13 protein-coding genes are annotated in these 16,942 nt (G+C 71.5%); 7 read left to right on the top strand and 6 right to left on the bottom strand.

All coding sequences use genetic code 11. The features are described from left to right. Positions 1–96 precede the first annotated feature (96 nt). Genes ACIBHY_RS14455 through ACIBHY_RS14445 form a run of 3 tightly spaced genes read left to right on the top strand, consistent with a single transcriptional unit; the run spans position 97 to position 3,539 of the window. Positions 97–1,668 (top strand): class I adenylate-forming enzyme family protein, encoded by a 1,572-nt coding sequence (locus ACIBHY_RS14455; protein WP_397306880.1) that lies wholly within the window; start codon positions 97–99, stop codon positions 1,666–1,668. Then, positions 1,665–2,834: an acetyl-CoA acetyltransferase gene (locus ACIBHY_RS14450; RefSeq protein WP_397306879.1), complete on the top strand. Its 1,170-nt coding sequence runs from the start codon at positions 1,665–1,667 to the stop codon at positions 2,832–2,834. Before ACIBHY_RS14455 ends, ACIBHY_RS14450 begins: the two co-directional genes overlap by 4 nt. A gap of 39 nt (positions 2,835–2,873) precedes the next feature. Then, complete coding sequence (locus tag ACIBHY_RS14445) at positions 2,874–3,539, top strand: SRPBCC family protein (protein ID WP_397306878.1); 666 nt, start codon at positions 2,874–2,876, stop codon at positions 3,537–3,539. Between the two features lie 52 nt (positions 3,540–3,591). On the opposite strand, the gene ACIBHY_RS14440 is transcribed toward ACIBHY_RS14445, so the two are convergent. The 4 genes from ACIBHY_RS14440 to ACIBHY_RS14425 form a co-directional block, all read right to left on the bottom strand. Next, positions 3,592–5,751, bottom strand: a complete 2,160-nt coding sequence (locus ACIBHY_RS14440) for a hypothetical protein (RefSeq protein WP_397306877.1) — start codon at positions 5,749–5,751, stop codon at positions 3,592–3,594. 103 nt (positions 5,752–5,854) lie between these two features. Beyond that, on the bottom strand, positions 5,855–6,397 hold the full coding sequence (locus ACIBHY_RS14435) for an OmpA family protein (RefSeq protein WP_397306876.1): 543 nt from the start codon (positions 6,395–6,397) through the stop codon (positions 5,855–5,857). Further along, positions 6,381–6,935, bottom strand: a complete 555-nt coding sequence (locus tag ACIBHY_RS14430) for a hypothetical protein (RefSeq protein WP_397243279.1) — start codon at positions 6,933–6,935, stop codon at positions 6,381–6,383. Before ACIBHY_RS14430 ends, ACIBHY_RS14435 begins: the two co-directional genes overlap by 17 nt. Positions 6,936–6,984: 49 nt before the next feature. Then, positions 6,985–8,055 (bottom strand): class I SAM-dependent methyltransferase, encoded by a 1,071-nt coding sequence (locus ACIBHY_RS14425; RefSeq protein WP_397306875.1) that lies wholly within the window; start codon positions 8,053–8,055, stop codon positions 6,985–6,987. Positions 8,056–8,127: 72 nt separating this feature from the next. Between ACIBHY_RS14425 and ACIBHY_RS14420 the strand changes: the two genes are divergently transcribed. Then, on the top strand, positions 8,128–9,096 hold the full coding sequence (locus ACIBHY_RS14420; RefSeq protein WP_397306874.1) for an aldo/keto reductase: 969 nt from the start codon (positions 8,128–8,130) through the stop codon (positions 9,094–9,096). Positions 9,097–9,141: 45 nt separating this feature from the next. Here the strand turns inward: ACIBHY_RS14420 and ACIBHY_RS14415 are convergent, their stop codons facing one another. Then, positions 9,142–11,592, bottom strand: a complete 2,451-nt coding sequence (locus ACIBHY_RS14415) for a M14 family zinc carboxypeptidase (protein ID WP_397306873.1) — start codon at positions 11,590–11,592, stop codon at positions 9,142–9,144. Positions 11,593–11,661: 69 nt separating this feature from the next. On the opposite strand from ACIBHY_RS14415, the gene polX reads away from it, so the two are divergent. After that, on the top strand, positions 11,662–13,350 hold the full coding sequence (gene polX, locus ACIBHY_RS14410; RefSeq protein WP_397243287.1) for a DNA polymerase/3'-5' exonuclease PolX: 1,689 nt from the start codon (positions 11,662–11,664) through the stop codon (positions 13,348–13,350). Here polX and ACIBHY_RS14405 read toward each other — a convergent pair. After that, on the bottom strand, positions 13,347–14,477 hold the full coding sequence (locus ACIBHY_RS14405) for an alpha/beta hydrolase family protein (protein WP_397307030.1): 1,131 nt from the start codon (positions 14,475–14,477) through the stop codon (positions 13,347–13,349). The genes polX and ACIBHY_RS14405 overlap by 4 nt on opposite strands. A 227-nt stretch (positions 14,478–14,704) precedes the next feature. Here ACIBHY_RS14405 and ACIBHY_RS14400 point away from each other — a divergent pair, with 227 nt between their 5' ends. Together ACIBHY_RS14400 and ACIBHY_RS14395 are read left to right on the top strand one after the other, a co-directional pair. Next, on the top strand, positions 14,705–16,252 hold the full coding sequence (locus ACIBHY_RS14400) for a sensor histidine kinase (RefSeq protein WP_397306872.1): 1,548 nt from the start codon (positions 14,705–14,707) through the stop codon (positions 16,250–16,252). Next, a complete protein-coding gene (locus ACIBHY_RS14395) occupies positions 16,249–16,932 on the top strand; it encodes a response regulator (protein WP_397243291.1) in 684 nt (227 codons plus the stop codon). The genes ACIBHY_RS14400 and ACIBHY_RS14395 overlap by 4 nt, the downstream gene beginning before the upstream one ends. Positions 16,933–16,942 lie beyond the last annotated feature (10 nt).

The following is a 16,942-nucleotide window of genomic DNA, read 5'->3' as shown; positions in this document are numbered from 1 at the left end:
CTACGATAGACGAAGTCAGCCGTCAATATCCGGACCGTTGACGACCTGACTTCTGCTTTCGTAGTGTTGCGGCCATCACACCCCTGGGGAGTCGCGATGACGCATTCCGCCGACCGGATCGCCCGCTACGTCGCCGCGGGCTGGTGGACAGAAGAGACCATTGACCAGCTCCTCCGCACCCACGTGGCGGCCCGGCCCGGCGTGCTCGCGATCGTCGACCCGCTCGACAAGGCCGCCCATATCGATGGCCCGATCAAGCGCCTGACCTGGGAGGAGCTCGACGCTGACGTCGACAGGGTCGCCGGCGTGCTGCGCGGTCGCGGCATCGGACCCGGCGACGTGGTGGCCGTCCAGCTGCCCAACAGCGTCGAGCTGGCGGTGACCTTCCTCGCCGTCGTCCGGCTCGGCGCGAGCGTCACGCCGTTCCCGGTCCAGTACCGCGCGTACGAGCTGGCCCAGCTCCTCCCGCTGTCCGGCGCGTCCCTGCTGGTCACCGGCCGGGACTCGCGCGCGCCGGCGGGCACCCCCACGCTGTCGTGGCCCGCGGACCTGGAGGGCGTGCGCGCCGCCCCGCCGCCGCCCCGCACGGCCGACCCGGCCGAGCGGGTGACGATCTGCTGGACCTCCGGCACCGAGGCGACGCCCAAGGGCGTGCCGCGCTGCCACTACGACTGGCTCGCGGTCGAATCCGTCTGTACGGCCGCGCCCGCCCTCACCGCCGGCGACGTGATACTCAACCCGTTCCCCATGGTCAACATGGCCGGCATCGGCGGCGTCTTCCTCCCCTGGCTGCGCTCCGGCGCCCTGCTGGTCCAGCACCACCCCTTCGACCTGCCCACCTACCTGGCCCAGATCGCCGCGGAACGCGTCACCTACACCCTCGCCCCGCCCGCGCTGCTCACCCTGCTGCTGCACCAGGAGGCGATCCTCGCCAAGGCCGACATCTCCTCGCTGACCAGGATCGGTTCCGGCTCCGCGCCGCTGCCGCCGCCGATGGTCCGCGGCTGGCAGGAGAAACACGGAATCGCGATCATCAACTTCTTCGGCTCCAACGAGGGCGTCGCGCTGCTGTCGGACCCCGCCCACATGCCCGACCCCGAGACCCGCGCCCGTTACTTCCCCCGCCCCGGCGCGCCCGGTGCGCCCGCCCTGCTGGACCGGGTCGGCACCAAGCTCGTCGCCCCTGACGGCCAGGAGATCACCGAGCCAGGAGTGCCCGGCGAACTGCGGCTCAGCGGGCCCACCGTCTTCGCCGGCTACCTGCCGGGCACCGCCGTGGCGGAGCCGTTCGACGAGGACGGGTATCTCAGGACCGGCGACCTGTTCGAGATCGCCGGCGAGCACGGCCAGTACCTGCGCTACGTCGACCGGGCCAAGGACATCATCATCCGCGGCGGCATGAACATCGCCCCCGCCGAGCTGGAGGGGCTGCTGGCCGGGCACCCGTCGGTGGCGGAGTCCGCGGTGGCCGGCTACCCCGACGACGTGCTCGGGGAGAAGGTCTGCGCGGTCGTCGTCGCCAAGGGCGAGATCTCGCTGGAGTCCGTCGTGGCGTTCCTGCGCGACAAGGGCATCGCCTCCTACAAGCTGCCCGAGCGGCTGGAGATCGTCGAGGCGCTGCCCAGAAGCCCGGTCGGCAAGATACTCAAGAGGGAGCTGAAGCTGTGATCCGCGTCCTCGGCGGCCACCAGACCGACTTCGCCCGCTCCGGCGCCAGTCTGTACGACATGATGCGCGAGGCCTCGCTCGGCGCGCTGGAGTCGGCGGGCGTGGCGGCGCGGGAGGTGGAGGTCGCGCACGTCGGCAACCTGGCCGGAGAGCTGTTCGCCGGCCAGGCCCACCTCGGCGGCATGGTCGCCGCCATCGACCCGGCCTGGTCCATGCTGCCCGCCTCCCGTCACGAGGCCGCGTGCGCCTCCGGGTCGATGGCGGTGCTGGCCGCCATGGCCGACCTGGAGGCGGGCCGCTACGACGTGGCGCTGGTCGTCGGCGTCGAGCTCATGCGCAACGTCGGCGCCAAGGAGGCCGCCCAGCACCTCGGCTGCGCGGCGTGGGCCGGCCGCGAGGCGCAGGGGGCGGACTTCCCGTGGCCCGCGCTGTTCGCCGAGATCGCCGACGAGGTCGACGTCCGCTACGGGCTCGCCCACGAGCACCTCGCCCGCATCGCCGAGATCAACCACGGCAACGCCCTGCGCAACCCGCTCGCCCAGGCGCGCTCCTGGACCTTCCCCGACGGCTGCTTCGGCGCCGACGACGTGCTCAACCCGCCGGTCGAGGGACGGCTGCGCAAGTACGACTGCGGCCGCATCACCGACGGCGCCGCCGCCGTCGTCTTGGCCTCCGACCGGTACGGCAGGCCAGGCCCCGCCATCTCCGGCTGGGGGCACAGGACGGCGCCGATGCTGCTCAAGGACAAGCTGGCCGCGCGCGAGCCGTACCTCTTCCCCCATCTGCGGCGCGCCGTGCTCGACACCTACGAGCGGGCCGGGCTGCGCGGCCCGGCCGACGTGGACGTGATCGAGACCCACGACTGCTTCACGATCACCGAGTACGTGGCGCTCGACCACCTCGGGCTCACGCCGCCGGGCGAGTCGTGGCGGGCCGTCGAATCAGGGGCGATCGAGTTCGGCGGATCGCTGCCGGTCAACCCGTCGGGCGGGCTCATCGGGCTCGGCCACCCCGTCGGCGCCACCGGGGTGCGCATGCTGTACGACGCCGCCCGGCAGGTCTCGGGCGGGGCGGGGGAGTGCCAGGTGGAGGGCGCGCGCACCGCGCTGACCCTCAACATCGGGGGCAGCTGCACCACGGTCGCGCTGTTCGCGGTCACGGCCTGAAGACGTTAGGGCTCGCCGCCCCGGGGCAGCTGCGAGCTCATGAGCAGCATCGAGTATTCAGTAGACGTCATGGTCCCCGTCAGGGTGGCCTATAACCAGTGGACGCAGTTCGAGACGTTCCCCGAGTTCATGGAAGGGGTGGAGTCGGTCAAGCAGCTCACCGACACGCGCAACGCGTGGCTGGCGGAGATCGCCGGGGTCACGCGGGAGTTCGAGACCGAGATCACCGAGCAGCACCCGGACGAGCGCATCGCCTGGCGCTCCGTCGACCGGCCGCACCAGGCCGGCGTCGTCACCTTTCACCGGCTCGACGACACCACGACCAGGGTCACGCTGCAGATGGAGTACGACCCGGAGGGCTTCGTCGAGACCGCCGGCGACTGGCTGCAACTCGTGCGGATGCGCGTCCAGGGCGACATGCGGCGCTTCAAGGACTACATCGAGGCGCGCGGCGGCGAGACCGGCGCGTGGCGCGGCGACGTCCCGTATCCGCACAGCACCGAAGCCGCACGGCCGCCCGGCGGCCGGCAGACTCCGGGCAACCCGGGCTACCCGCCCACTCCGGGCAACCCGCACGACCCGGGCGTCCCGCCCACTCCGGGAACCCCGCACGTGCCCGGCGATCCGGCCACCCCGGGCACGCCGTACCCCGGCGAGCGGCCGCCCGGCACGGGCTACCCGCGCTCGCCGGACCCGGGCCTGTAGTCCGTCCGCCCTCGGCCCCCTTCCCGGCCAGGGAAGGGGGTTTTCGAGCGTTCTAGCCGGGCTGGGTCACGCCGTTGATCTTGAAGGAGTAGGGCGCGTACTGCTGGACCTGCTCGCCCGGGTCGTCGACCGCCACGATGGCGGCCACCTTCGGGAACGGAGCCAGCAGCGCGAGCTGCAGCCGGCTGAGGCTGAAGGCGAACTTGTCGTCCACCTCCGCGTACAGGGCCACGGACCGCTTGCCGTCGTACCCGATCAGCCGGACGTTCCAGCTGTCGATCGCGATCGGCCTGACCTCGGTGACCGAGTCGAACGGGTCGAGGCTGGAGCCGTCGCTCACCGCGGCGCCACCCACGGCGATGTCGTCGAGCTTGAGACCGCCCTCGTTGACGCCGCCGTCGCTGACGTAGCGGAAGTTGACGAGGATCTCCTGCCCGGCGTACGCGGCCAGGTCGAAGGTGTGCGGCTCGAAGCCGGTCGTGGTGCCGTTCAGGCCGGGGCCGAGCGGCGCCTGCGTGGTCCTGTCACCGGCGATCGGGGTGTAGGTGGCCCCGCCGTCGGTCGACACCATCACGTACGCGTAGTCGTACCCGGTCTCGGCCCCGTACTTGGCCAGGAAGCGCAGCACCGGGTCGGCGGCCGGGACGGTCACCTTGGCGACGGCCGTGGCGTCGAGGTTGTTGCGGTTGCCCGACCAGAGGACCGGGTTGCCTGGCCGGTCGGCGTCGTCGCCGACCACGGTCCACTGCAGCGGCGCGGGCGGCAGCGACCGTACCCCCTCGAAGGAGAGGGAGCGCAGGTCGCGCCCGCGCAGCTCCTTGCCGGCGGCGTCGCGCAGGGCGAGGTAGTCGGCGCCGTTGGGCGCCGCGCCGGGGGTGGCGTGGGAGTCGGGGTTGGCGAAGTTGACGCTGGAGCGCAGGTTCGCCGCGGTGACCCGCTTCTTGGGCACGCCGATCACGACGCTGTGCCGGGACTCGCCCACGATGCCGTCGAGCAGCGTCATCGACTGATAGTCGTGGATGACCCGGTAGAGGTCGTTCTGTCCCTCGGCGGCGAGCTGCGCGGTGACGCTCTCCAGGCCGCGCTTGGCGTCGTTGTGAAGCCTGGTGAGGATGTCGGCGCCGAAGCGGTCGGCCAGGTAGAGCATGAAGGCGTAGGCGTTGCCGTAGTCGGCCAGCACGTCGCCGCCGGTGTTGCCCTCGCCCCACAGCGTCAGCGAGTTCTCCGGGCCGCCGCAGTCGCGCACGTTGGGGTTGGCGGGTGTCTGCACGGTGGCCCAGCCCTGCTGGCAGATCAGGTGGCTGTCCCAGCCCTTCTCGTGCACGGTCTTGAGGCTGTCGGAGTACCCGGTCAGGTACATGGCGTAGTCCGACAGGCCCTCGTTGATCCAGTTACCTTCGAAGGAGTCCGTGTAGTACATCTGCAGGTGCTGCCACTCGTGCGCGAACGTGCCCTCGTAGGAGTTGGGGCGGGCCGGGCGGCTGGTGCAGGGGTCGGAGGTGGGCTCGTCCGGCGGGTTGACCCCGGTGCGGTGGGCCCAGTCGAAGGCGTCGATCGTCATGACGTTGCGGTCGGTGGCCTCGTTGAGCGCCCCGGAGAAGAATCCCGCGGTGTAGGTGGTGTTCGCGGGGAAGTCGTAGAAGTTCGCGTCGCGCACGTTGTCGACCAGGGCGACGGTGTTGTCGCCGTCGCCGGTGAAGTCCCTGGGCACCTGAGAGGCGGTGCCGTCGCGGTCCGGCGGGGTGCTGAAGGCCGCCGTCTCCTTCGGGTACATGTTGGTGTCGAACTCGCTGATCATCCGGGCCACGTTGGCGTCGGTGATCGCGACTGAACCGGCCGGGCGGCAGTCGCCGGCGGGGAAGGCGAGGTCGTTGGCGACCCACACCTCGATCTTGGCGCCGACTCCGCGCAGCGTGAAGTCCTTCAGGTACCAGCCGGTGTTGTCGTCGCTGGCGAACCACTGCCGGACCGTTCCGACGGGCGGCGTGGGGGCGGCCGAACGCGCCTTGGCGGCCGTCTTCGGAGTGTAGGTGGCCGGCATCTCGTAGGTGGTGCCGTCGACCACCATCCGGGCGCTGGTCTTGGCGCCGGCGATCATGTCCCCGGGTGGGGCGGGATCGGGCGCCGCCGCCGCGCCGGAGGGCGCCGCGACGATCAGGAGAGGGAGGGTGAGTACGGTGGCGGCTAAGCCGATGAGGCGGCTACGAGCCATAAAAGGGTTCCCTTCACGTACCTCGGTTGACAGTAGGTACCCAAAGGGCATTTCCCAGAAAGATCAAGTGGATTATTTGCCAATACGCGCCGGCACTATTGGCTCATTCGCCGACGTTGAATATGATCTCCACGCGCCGGTTCTTGGCCCGGTTCTCCTCGATGGCCCGGCCTTCGAGCTGATTGGGCAGTTTCGGCTTGGCCTCGCCGAACCCCTTCGCCTGGACGGCGATGCCCCGGCCGTTCAGCGCGGCCTCAAGCACCCGCTGTACGGCCTGCGCGCGGCGCTGCGACAGGGCCACGTTGTAGGCGTCGGCGCCCTGGTCGTCGGTGTGGCCCTCGACGCTCACCGGACCCGATCCGATCGTGGCGGCGACGGCCGCGACGCGCTGCCGGGCCTTGGCGGTCAACGTGTGCTTGTCCAGGGCGAACAGCACATCGCTGGTCAGCGCCACGGTGACGGTCTGCCCGCGCTTCGACTCGCTCTGGCTGCCGTCCAGCGACTCGACCTCGGCCAGCAGGTCCTCCACGGGCGCGACCAGATCCTCGACCGGGGCGGGGACGGGCTCGGCGCGGGCGGGCCCGCCGGACAGGACCAGGGCGGCCGCGAGTGCCGCGGCGGCCAGCCGTTCAGGAGATCGGGACATCGGTCAGCCCGCCGAGCTCGCCAAGGGTGATGTTGACCTTCCCGACCTCGGGCGGCGGCGCCGCGTAGGTCGCCTGGAACGACAGCTTGCCGCCGGTCTCCACGGTGGTGGGGTCGGTCTTGGTGCAGGCGCAGGTGCCCTCAGGGCCCGTGCTCATGGCCGCGCGGTAGCGCTTGGCGTTCTGGACGTCGATGAGCGAGACGTTGGAGACGGAGTAGTCGGTGTTGTGCCGGCCCATCTTGGTGGCGACGCTCCAGCGCTCGCCCTCTTCCACGGTCAGCGTCCAGCTCAGCGTGGCCATCTTGCCCTCGCGGCGCAGTTCGGTGATCTCGACCTTGATCACGGCCTGGTCGTCGTTGACGCGGCGGGTGGCGATCACGGTCTCGCCCTGCGGCGCGGCCGTCTGTTTCGGCGCGGCCGGAGTCCCGGAAGCGGGCGGGTTCGCCGCCACCTTCTCTTCTCCGCCGCCGCCCTGGGGGAGTCCGCAAGCCGTAAGCGCCGAGGCCAGGACGGCGACGGCGACCATCTGTCGTCTCATGGGCCATCACCTTAGAAGGCCCGTGTTCAGGATCCGTATAGCGGGGTTGCTACAGCTCACGGGCCTTCTGCTCGGCGCCCCACCGCTCCAGCGCCTCCTGGTCGGCGAAGGCGAGCGCGCGCATCATGTTCCCGCCGTCGCTCGCGCGGATCCGCGTCACCAGGCGCCGCCGCAGCTTCGCGGGCAATCGCGTGGTGCCCGCCTCGACCGCGTCGCCGAAGTGGGGCGCGAAGGCCACCCCGGAGAATCCGGTACGGCGCAGCAGCACCGGCAGCGTGACCGACGAGTAGAACATCAGGTGGTTCTTGGTGAAGCCGCTCCAGCGGGAGCCGTACGCCTTGAGCAGCAGGGAATTGGCGTTGACGGTCAGCACCAGCAGGACCCCGCCCGGCGCCAGCAGTCGGCGGAAGCGCGCGAAGTCGTCCAGCGGGCGCGGCAGGTGCGCCAGCACCGACCAGAGCGTGATGACGTCGAACCCGCCCGCGGCGATCTCCGGCACGTCCTCGGGGTCGCCCAGGTGGGCGCGGGCGGTGCGGAGCGTGGCATTGGCCCGTTCCACGGAGTCGGGCGACAGGTCGACGCCGACCGCGTCGAAGCCGAGCTCCTCGGCCAGGCCCAGGAAGAGCCCGGCGCCGCAGCCGAAGTCGAGCAGCCTGCGGCCGGCGCCGTCGTCGAACACGGGGGAGAACGCCTTCATCGTCAGCTCGTAGCGTCGCCGGCGCTGGGCGGCGTACTTGCCGGTCAGGAAGGAGCTGTAGGAGCCGGCGTACAGGTCGCCGAGGTGCTCGGGGCGGACGTTCGGGTTGCGGTAGAGGAAGCCGCAGGCCGGGCAGCGCACCACCCGGTAGCGCCAGCCTTTGCCGCCGGTCGGCTCGAACAGCGGCTGCTGGCGCTCCTCGCCGCACAGCGTGCAGGCCAGGAACTCCTCGATCTCGCCGAGCGGCACCGACCTGGAGTAGCCGGGCAGCGAGGTCACGGGCGCGCGGCGCAGCCTCAGCCGCCACTGCGCCTCGCGGATCACCCGCTCGCCCGGTCGCACGTAAGCACGCTGGCCGTGCGGCAACCGGTCGTAGCGGGAGCCGTAAAGAATCCGGACCAGCATCTTGCGGGGTGTCACCATTTCCGGCTCTTACCCTTGGCTCATCCGTCCTCACCCAGTCATCACACAATGGACCGCCATAAGCTGACTTTCATGGAATATTCGCGTCTCGGTAACACCGGCCTTCAGGTCTCGCGTATCTGCCTCGGCATGATGAGCTACGGCGATCCCGGCAAGATGGAATGGACTCTGCCGGAGGAACAGGCCGAGCCGCTCATCCGGCGCGCCGCCGACGCGGGGGTGACCTTCTTCGACACCGCCGACGTCTACAGCGCCGGCGCCAGCGAGGTCATCACCGGCAACGTGCTGCGCCGCGTCTTCCCCCGCCGCGAGGACTACGTGCTGGCCACCAAGGTCTACTTCCCCATGGGCAAGGCGCGCAACGACCGCGGGCTGTCGCGCAAGCACGTCATGGCCGCGATCGACGCCTCCCTTGACCGCCTCGGCACCGACTACGTGGACCTCTACCAGATCCACCGCTGGGACGACGAGACGCCGATCGAGGAGACCATGCTGGCCCTGCACGACGTCGTCCGCTCCGGCAGGGCCCGCTACATCGGCGCCTCCTCCATGTGGGCCTGGCAGTTCGCGAAGGCCCAGCACGTGGCAGAGGTGAACGGGTGGACGAGATTCGTGTCCATGCAGAACCACTACAACCTGCTCTACCGCGAGGAGGAGCGGGAGATGCTGCCGCTCTGCGCCGACCAGGGCGTGGGCGTCATCCCCTGGAGCCCGCTGGCCCGCGGCGTCCTGGCCAGGGCCGGATCGGCGCGGCAGACCGCCAGGCAGGGCTCGGACGAGCGCATCGACTTCCTGTACGAGCCGGACAACGACCAGGTGGTCCTGGACCGGGTGGCCCAGGTGGCCAGGGAGCGCGAGCTGCCGGCGGCGCAGGTGGCGCTGGCCTGGCTGCTGGGGCGTACCGGGGTGACCGCGCCGATCGTGGGCGCCACCAAGGACCGGCACGTCGACGACGCGGCGGCCGCGGTGGGCGTGGAGCTGACGGAGAAGGAGATCGCGTTCCTGAGCGAGGCCTACACCCCCCGCGAGGTACGCATGTGAGCGCGGGGGCCGGGCGCCCCAGCGACGCCCGGCCCTCGCCTCATCTCACTGGGACGTGCTGTACAGGGCCCGCGCGACCTGCGCGAACAGCCCCTTCGGGTGGTTGCGGAACATCGGCTCGGTGCCGAACAGCACCACGCGCGCCCCGCGCTCGTCCTGGCCGCTGACGACCGCCGCCTGGCCCTTGGCGGCGTCCTGGCCGCCGGTGCCGTCCTGGTTCGGGCGCCAGTGCCCGGACACGAACGCGTCGTAGGTCTGCTCGGCCTTCACCTCGGGACCCAGCCCGGAGAACCAGCGCGGCGAGTACACGAACCCGTGCTCGCCCGAGGCCATCCTGACCACGCCGTTGGCGTCGCCGCGCCCGGCCACCGAGGTGACGGTCAGGAGCCCGGCCGCTGCGTTGAAGGTCGCGCCCGTGCCGCCGCGGGTGACGACGCCGCCCTTGGCCAGGAAGGCGTCGAGCGCGGCCTTGGCCGCCGGGTTGAGCGCGGTGTAGGACAGGCCGCTGGAGACGAACAGGACGTCCACGGCGTTCCAGTCGAATCCGGCGTTGGCCAGGGTCGTGGAGACCGGGGTGACCGCGAAGCCCATCTCGCGCAGCGTGAACAGCTCGTCGGCCGAGGCCGCCGCGGCGATCCTGACCGGGGCGAGCTTGGGGCCGCCCGCCGTACCGGCCCGGGAGAATCGCACGCCGTAGCGCTGGGCCACCTCGCGGGCGGCGGCGCGCGCCGAGCGGGGCAGCGTGGCGGTGTCGCCCGCCCAGGTGACCTCGACGCCGCGGGCGAGCAGCGCGTTGAGCGCCTGCGCGTCACGGCCGTCGGCGACCTTGAGCGCGAGCGCGCCGTCGCCGTGCGGGACGTAGCCGGTGGAAGCCGCGGAACGGACCGGCTCCGCGAGCACGCGCAGATCGCGCACGGAGGTGACGCCGGCGCCCCAGAGCAGGGCGTGGCTCCAGCCCGAGATGTCGTACATGGCGTCGACGCGCGGGCTGATGTCCGCGCCGGGCTCCAGCATCACGTTGGCCAGGCCGCGCTTGGGCTGGCGCATGTCGACCACGTACGTGCCGGACGGGTAGGTGCGCCCGCCCGCCCGGAAGGGCAGGATCGCCCGCTCCACCTCCACGTCGTTGGCGATCAGATGGTCCACCAGCCGGGCCGCGGCCGGGGTGCCCTCGGGGATCACGTAGCCGCGGGGGTAGGTCGTGGTGTAGACGTCCTCGGGACCGAAGCCGGGCACGATGCCGAGCGGGACCGTCCTGGCCGGCTCGCCCGCCGCGCCGCGGCGGAAGACCTCGGTCTGGTCGGCGATCAGCTTGTCGTGGTTGGCCAGGACGTGGCCGTAGGTGGCGCGCACGGCCGCGGCGGCCACGTCGGTGTTGATCCGGGAACGGCGGCGCAGCTCCTCGACCGGCAGGTTGGTGTAGTCGGAGCCGTTGACGCGTAGCGGGATCTCCACCGTGTGCGCGGCGACCGCGCCATGGAACGGCGCGTACTGCGGGGTGAAGATCGGGGGCCAGTCGTCCCAGCCCTCCTCGGAGTCGCGGAAGGGGATCTGGACGGGGAAGACGCCGTCCTTCTCCGGCGTGTAGCCCAGGCCGTTGACGCCCGCCTCCATGCCGAGGCCGTTGGCGTAGGTGTTGGTGATGAACAGGTCGTACTCGTAGTTGGCGCCGTGGGGCGGGGTGGTCGGCTCGATCAGCGTGCCGTTGACGTAGCCGTGCAGGTCGAGCATGGCGACCGGCTGCGTGTCGATCATGATCTGCCGCATGGCCCTGGCCTCGGGCTGGGAGGCGGTGATCATGTCGCGGTTGAGGTCGAAGCCGTTGCCGTTGGGACGCTGGCCGAGGACTCTGCCGTCGGGGTTGGCGGTGATGTTGAAGTACAGGCGGGTGCGCTTGAGCAGGGTGGCCGCCTGCGGGGCGGTGGCCAGTTCCTCGATCACCTTCAGGGAGGCGTCGGTGCCCTCCCACTCGTTGCCGTGGATGTTGCCGTTGATGAAGATCGGCGTTTTATACCGATTCTTCGGTACTTTTCTTCCCGATTCGATCTGCCGGCGCAGGCGTTCCTGCTCGCGGACCTCCGCGGGACTCTCCGGCGCGGTGACCGTCACGAAGTAGAGGTCGCGCCCGCCCGCGGAACGGCCGATGACCTCGGCGCTCACGCGGTCGCCGAGCGCCTGCAACGCGTTCAGCTTCGCCGCGATCGCGTGGTGCGGGATCAGGCCCAGCTTGATCGAGGCGTCCGCGGGGTTCTCCGGCGGGAGGGGGAGCTGGTTCTTGCGGGGATAGCCCCTGGTCTTGTCGTGGTGGTACGGCGCGGCCGCCTGGGCCTTCAGCGCCGTGGTCGCATCCTCGACCAGGGCGGCTTCCTCGTTGCGCTCGGGGCCGTTGCCGAAGTCCCTGACCGGAGGGGTCGGCGTGGGCACGGGGGCGGCGGCAGCCGTACCGGCCGGCAGGAGGAGGACCGATAACAGGGCTAAGAGGGTGGTTCTACGCATGATCGAGCGTGACATGTCCGGGCCGACATGGCGAGAGGAAATGTCGGCCCCACCTCCTAAGCTGTGCACATGGCACGGGCAAATGAGCAGGCGGCGGCCGCCCTTCAGGAATACGCAGAGCTGTTCGCGCTGACCGGCGGCGACGCCTTCCGGGTACGCAGCTACCAGAAGGCGGTCAAGGCGATCGCCGGCTTCCCCGAGGACATCGCGCAGGTCGACGTCCGCAAGGTGCCGGGCGTGGGTGAGGCCATCGCGCTGAAGATCGAGGAATTCCTGGAGCGCGGCAGCTTCCGGCAGCTCGACGCCCTGCGCGCGAAGGTGCCCGACGGCGTGCGGCGGCTGACGAGCGTGCCGACGCTGGGGCCGAAGACGGCCATCATGCTGTTCGAGGACTTCGGCATCGACTCGCCCGCCGCGCTGGCCGAGGCGATCACCGCCGGCCGCCTCGACGGAGTCAAGGGGCTCGGGCCGAAGACGCTGGCCAATCTGGCCAAGGGCATCGAGCAGATGGAGCAGGCCGGGCGGCGGGTGCACGTCGGCGCCGCGATGTCGCTGGCCGAGCAGGTGATCGCGTCGCTGTCCGACCTGGCCACGCGCATCGACTACGCGGGCTCGCTGCGCCGGATGAAGGACACGATCGGCGACATCGACATCCTCGCGGTCGCGCCGGTGGAGATCATGGAGCGGTTCCGGGCGCAGCCGTACGTGGCCGAGGTCATCGCGGCGGGCGACAAGAAGACCTCCATCCGCACCACCGCGGGCGTCCAGGTGGACCTGCGCGTGGTCCCGGAGGAGTCGTGGGGCGCCGCCATGCAATACTTCACCGGCTCCAAGGAGCACAACGTCACCATCCGCGAGATCGCGGTGAAGAAGGGCTGGAAGCTCTCCGAGTACGGGCTGTTCGAGGGCGATCGGGTCCTGGCCGCCGCCGCGGAGCAGGACATCTACACCGCGCTCGGCATGCAGTTCGTCCCCCCGCCCATGCGCGAGGACGGCGGCGAGGTGAAGCTGGCCCTGAAGGGCGAGCTCCCGGCCCTGGTCGAGCTGGCCGACCTGAAGGGCGACCTGCACACCCACACCAACCTGACCGACGGCATCGCCTCGCTGGAGGAGATGGTCGCCGCCGCGCACGCCCTCGGCTACTCCTACTACGCCATCACCGACCACGCCCCCGACCTGACCATGCAGCGCATGACGCTGGAGAAGGCGCTGGAGCAGCGCGAGCAGATCAGGAAGCTGCAGGAGTCCTATCCGGGGATGCGGCTGCTGCACGGCAGCGAGCTCAACATCGCGCCGGACGGCTCGGTCGACTGGCCGGAAGACGTCCTGGCCGGGTTCGACGTCTGCGTGGCCTCGGTCCACTCCCACTTCACGCAGTCGCGCGAGGAGATGACCCGCCGGTTCATCGCCGCCTGCGAGAACCCGTACGTGGACGTCATCGGGCATCCGACCACGCGTAAGATCGGCAAGCGCCAGCCGGTGGAGGCCGACTGGGACGCCGTGTTCGCCGCCGCCGCGCGCACCGGCACGGTCATGGAGATCGACGCCTACCCCGACCGCAGCGACCTTCCCTCCGATCTGGTCCGGCTGGCCAGGCATCACGGGGTGAAGTTCTCCATCGACAGCGACTCGCATGCCGTACCCCATCTGAAGAACCAGCGTTTCGGCGTCGGCATCGCTCAGCGCGCCTGGCTGACGACCGACGACGTGGTCAACACCTGGCCGGTGGAGCGCCTGCTCGCCTACATCCGCCCTTAGGGGGAGACGTGCTTGATCTCCGGGTGGCGGGGTGAGGGGCGGTCCAGGAGCGGCTGGGGCTTCTTACGCAGGTGCAGGTCGAGGAAGGCGCCGACGTAGGTCCGGGTGAGCTCCCAGGAGCGGGGTCCCGGCACCTGCGCGCCGGTGTCGAGCCCCAGCTGCGCGGCCAGCGGCCCGAGGTCGTTGAACGACTCATGCTGCGCGCCCGTCATCAGCAGCCAGCGCTTCCAGCCGGTCAGGCGCTTCCAGGCCTGTTCCCAGGTGGCGGTCTCGGCGCTGCCGGATCCCGGGGTGTAGGTGGCGGGCTTGCCGAGGAACATGAACGGCCGCGCGAGATCGGTTCCCGGTACGCCCGGCGGCACGGTGCCGTCGATGTCGATCCCGGCGCGGATCCTGTCGTCCTTGACCATCGCGGCGAGGCTGCTCGCGCCGCCCAGGGAGTGGCCCGCCATCGCGACCTTGGACCGGTCGATCAGCACGGCGCCCTTCCACGTGCCCTTGGCGGTCAGCCGGTCGATCACGAACGAGACGTCGGCCGCCCGCCCGTTGACCGCCTTGGTGAAGGTCGACGGCTCGCGCTCGCCCTCGCAGGGCACGCAGGTGGTGACCCGCCCGTCGGGGAAGGCCGTGGCGACGCTCTCGTAGGTGTGGTCGATGCCGGCCACCACGTAGCCCCGGCTGGCCAGGTTCTCGGCGAGCGCGGTCAGCGTGGCGCGGGGCTTCTTGAATCCGGGCGAGAGCACCACGAGCGGCAGGCTGTGCTTGCGTCCGCGCGGTTTCACATCGGTATAGGCGTTGGTGCGCGTGGTGGCGAGGACGCCGGGCGGCACGCCGGTGATCCCGCCGTCCCTGAGCAGCAGTTCCGACTCCTTCGCCGTCATGTACGGCGCCCGCCGCCTGCCCGGCGACGTCGCCGGGTACCAGACCGAGACCATGAGCTCCCGCATCTTGACGGAGGGCATCCAGGGGTCGGGGCGCGAGGTGTCCTTGAGGTGGAGGGACGTGGTGCCGACCGCCCGCGAGCCGGTCGGCTTCGGCAGGACCGGTGTGGCGGCGGAGATCGTTGTGGAGGCGGAGGCCGGTGTGGCGGCGATGGCCAGAGGTGACAGCAGGCTCGTGACAACCACCAAGCCGCCCAAGGCACGACGATGCATGAAATATCCCCGTTTCTCGTGTGAAGTGGGGACGACGCTAGGGGCGGGGGACCTGCGGGCGCGTCGGCCGTGACGGCGATGTCGGCTCCCTCCCGGGGATGACCCGCCGGGACGTCATCCTCGCGATGTACGTCCGCCGGACCACCGCCCCGGTCACTCGGGACGATGCGCGGTAGACGGGCAAACGCGACAATACGCAGGTGACAGCTGATGAACGGCGGCTCTGGCGGCAGCACGTGCGCGGCCTGCTGCGCCCGGAGACACCGGCCGCCCGGCCGTCCCGGACGGCGCTCGTCACCGACGCGCTGCTCGCGATCGCCCTGACCGTCATGGCGGTGTTCGCGACGACGAGCCTGGACGAAGCCGACCGTGGTGCCGTGCCCCACCCCGTGTCGGACCTGCTCCGCCTCCGCCACGACGCGGCACCCCGGTCCGCCCATCCGCCGGCGACCCAGCCGCTTCCGCTACCGCCGCCGACCCTGCCGCCGACGGCCACGCTCAAGCCGCCGCCGGCCGCGCCCACGCCGCCAACGACGCCGGCCGCGCCCACGCCCCCGACGCCGCCGGTTCTGCCGGCCACGCCTGATCTGCCGACGCCGCCGGTCCTGCCGGCGGTGACCCCGCCGCTCAACACCTCGCCGCTCAACACCTCGCCGCTCATGACCCCGCCGACCGGCGGGCCGGCGGGCGCGATGCCGTCGCCCGAGCCGGTGGTGCCCGTTTCCGACGAGGACGCCGGTCTGGCGGTGCTGCTGGTGGTGCTCGGCACGCTGCCGCTGGCGGCCCGCCGCCGCCTCCCGCTCACGAGCTTCTGGGCCGTGGTGCTCGCGACGCTGGCCATGGACGGGGGAGAGACCTGGATCACCGTCCTGGCCTGCGTCATCGCCGCCTACAGCGCGCTCGCGCACAGCCGCCACCGGGTGGCAGCGGCGGCGGGGGTCCTGCTGGCGGCCGTGCTCGCGGGCGCCGCCGGCGCGGACATCGTGCCGAGCCTGCCGAGCTGGCTGGGGCCGTACGTGGTGCTGCTCAGCGCGGGCGCGCTCGCGGTGTTCGTGCGGTTCTGGCAGCGCAACCGCGAGCGCCTCGACGCGCTGCGACGGGACCGGGACGAGGCCACGCGCAGGGCGGTCCAGGCCGAACGCTCCCGGATCGCGGGCGAACTGCACGACGTGGTGACCCACAATGTGAGCGTGATGGTGATCCAGGCCGGGGCCGCGCGCAAGGTGATGGACGCGCACCCCGAGCAGTCGAAGCAGGCCCTGGTGGCGATCGAGGCCAGCGGCCGGGCCGCCATGGCCGAGCTGCGCAATGTGATGGGGCTGCTCGCCGCGTCCGAAGAGCGTCTCGGCGGGCTCGAACCGCAGCCGGGAATCGACCAGCTCGACGGCCTCATCGAGCGGGTACGCGCCGCCGGGCTCCAGGTGGAGGCCAGGGTCGAGGCCGGTCTCCAGCCCCTGCCTCCGGGGGTGGACCTGGCGGTCTACCGTGTCGTACAGGAGGCGTTGACGAACACGATGAAGCACGCGGCGGGCGCCGCGGCCACCGTCACGGTCGCCCGCGCGGGCGACTTCCTGGTGGTCGAGGTCGGCGACACCGGCGGCGGCACGGCCGCCGGGCCCGGCACCGGCCAGGGCCGCGGCCTCATCGGGCTGCGCGAGCGGCTCGCCCTGTACGGCGGGACCTTGGAGACCACCCGCGGGGCGGACGGCTACCGGCTCAGGGCCCGTATCCCCTGGACCGCCGCGTGAGCCCGCCGCCGCTGCGCGCGGTCATCGCCGACGACCAGGCGCTGGTCCGCACCGGGTTCAGGATGATCCTGACGGCCGACGGCATCGAGGTGGTGGCCGAGGCGGCGGACGGGGCCGAAGCCGTCGCCGCGGTCCGGCGCACCAGGCCCGACGTGGTGCTCATGGACATCCGCATGCCGGGGACGGACGGCATCGAGGCCACCCGGCAGATCGCGACCGGCGGCGCGGACGACACCCGGGTGCTCATCCTGACCACCTACGACCTCGACCACTACGTCTACGCCGCGCTCACCGCCGGAGCCAGCGGCTTCCTGCTCAAGGACGTCACCCCCGAGCACCTGGTGGCCTCGGTCAGGCTGGTCCGCTCCGGCGACGCGCTGCTCGCGCCCACGATCACCCGCCGCCTGGTGGAGCGCTTCGCCCGCCGCGACGACGCCCGCGCGGCCCTGCACCGCGACCTGTCCGGCCTGACGCCGCGCGAGCTGGAGGTCCTGCGCCTGCTGGCCACCGGCCTGAGCAACGCCGAACTGGCGGACCGGCTGACGCTCAGCGCGACGACGGTGAAGACGCACGTGGCCCGCATCCTGTCCAAGCTCGGCCTGCGTGACCGCGTGCAGGCGGTCGTGCTCGCGTACGAGACCGGCCTGATCTCCCCGGGCGGGCGGCCCGGCGACGGCTAGAGCCGCCTGG

Origin of the sequence: Nonomuraea sp. NPDC050547, assembly GCF_044457345.1 — a bacterium.
In the GTDB taxonomy this organism is placed as follows: Bacteria; Actinomycetota; Actinomycetes; order Streptosporangiales; family Streptosporangiaceae; genus Nonomuraea.
The sequence above is the reverse complement of the archived record's forward strand: the minus strand, read 5'-3'. Positions and strand labels throughout refer to the sequence as shown.